The following is a 1,546-nucleotide window of genomic DNA, read 5'->3' as shown; positions in this document are numbered from 1 at the left end:
GTAACTATTCAGGTGGCTGCGGATGGGGTATCGCCAACCAGCTGATTTTTCTGGCATAGTGCACAGCATCATTCGGCACACCTATGCGGTGATATGACCATCAGCGATATCAACGTCGACGAGGCCCTGGAGCGGGTCCGGCAGCAGCTCAAGGAAGACCAGACGGTCTCGCCGTCGCTGCGTGCCGCCATCGATGTGCTGATGCTGCTGGTCAAGCTCATGGCCGATCGCCTGGCCACCAGTAGCCGCAACAGCAGCAAGCCACCGTCCCAGGATCCCAATCGCCAGCGCCGCTCGCGCGCCAAAGGCGAGCGGCGCCCCGGCGGACAGCCAGGGCATGAGGGTAAGACGTTGGCGCCGGTGACGGACCCCGACGAGGTGGTCAAGCTCCGTGTCGATCGTCGGCAACTCCCCAAGGGGCGTTCTTACCGCCCGGTCGGCGTCGAAACGCGCCAAGTGCAGGACATCGTAATCCAGGCCGTGGTCACCGAATATCAGGCTGAGGTCCTCGAAGATGATCAGGGGCAACGCTACGTGGCGCCATTCCCCGAGGGCGTGACTCGCCCCATCCAGTATGGCCCTCGCCTCAAGGCGCATGTCGTCTATCTCTCCCAGTATCAGCTGTTGCCCTATGCGCGTATCCGCGAGTTGCTCACCTCGCAGTGCGGCCTGTCGCTGAGCACCGGCACCCTGTTCGCCTTCAACCAGGAGGCCTACCAGCGGGCCGAGGCGTTCGCCGAGTGGGTGATCCCGGCGCTACGTGAAGCAGCCACCGTCCATGCCGATGAAACCGGAATGCAGGTCGGTGGCAAACGCTACTGGCTACACAGCGCCTCCAACGAGGCCCTGACCTGGTTGGCCCCGCACCCCAAGCGCGGCCAGGAAGCGATGGACGCCATCGGCGTATTGCCCTTCGTGCGTGGCGTGCTGGTGCATGATCACTGGAAGCCCTACTACCGCTATCCGGATTGCCGGCACGCGCTCTGTAATGCGCACCACCTTCGGGAGCTGACAGCGGCCTGGGAGAACGATGGCCAGGCATGGGCCAAGGCCTTGCATGACCTGTTGTTGGAGATGCATCGCGCCGTGGAGGTGGCCGACGGCTGCCTCTCGGCCGATGAGACCCGAGCCTGGCGGCAGCGCTATCGAGATTGCCTGGCGAAAGGGGACACCGAGTGCCCCCCGCCGGTGAAACCGCCACCTGGAACGCGAGGCCGGGCCAAGCGCACCAAGCCGCGCAACCTCCTGGAACGCCTCCAGGCGTACGAGGACGACGTGTTGCGCTTCCTCGACGACCCTGCCGCTCCCTTCACCAACAACCAGGGGGAACGCGATCTGCGAATGACCAAGGTCCAGCAGAAAATCTCGGGCTGTTTCCGCTCCTGGGAGGGTGCTGAGATCTTCTGCCGCATGCGTAGCTTTCTCTCGACCGCCGTCAAGCAAGGGGTAGCGGCGCATACCGCACTGGAGCAACTGTTTGCGGGGGAGGTGCCAGCCTTCATGCAGCAAGAAGCCCCGACTCAGCCAACCGGTGCTGAATAGTTAC

At 63.8% G+C, this 1,546-nt stretch carries 1 protein-coding gene; it reads left to right on the top strand.

Features of this window, described 5'->3' with window-relative positions; all coding sequences use genetic code 11:
- Positions 1 to 93: 93 nt before the first annotated feature.
- On the top strand, positions 94 to 1,542 hold the full coding sequence (locus NH344_RS18095) for an IS66 family transposase (protein ID WP_062375179.1): 1,449 nt from the start codon (positions 94 to 96) through the stop codon (positions 1,540 to 1,542).
- Positions 1,543 to 1,546: the final 4 nt, after the last annotated feature.

The organism is Halomonas sp. Ps84H-12 (assembly GCF_024124725.1).
Taxonomy (GTDB): Bacteria; Pseudomonadota; Gammaproteobacteria; order Pseudomonadales; family Halomonadaceae; genus Vreelandella; species Vreelandella aquamarina.
Note: the sequence above shows the minus strand (reverse complement) of the source record. Positions and strands in the feature narration are given on the sequence as shown.

Coding starts and splice junctions, on each gene's coding strand:
- NH344_RS18095 (WP_062375179.1), top strand. CDS start 94: ATGACCATCAGCGATATCAACGTCGACGAGGCCCTGGAGCGGGTCCGG.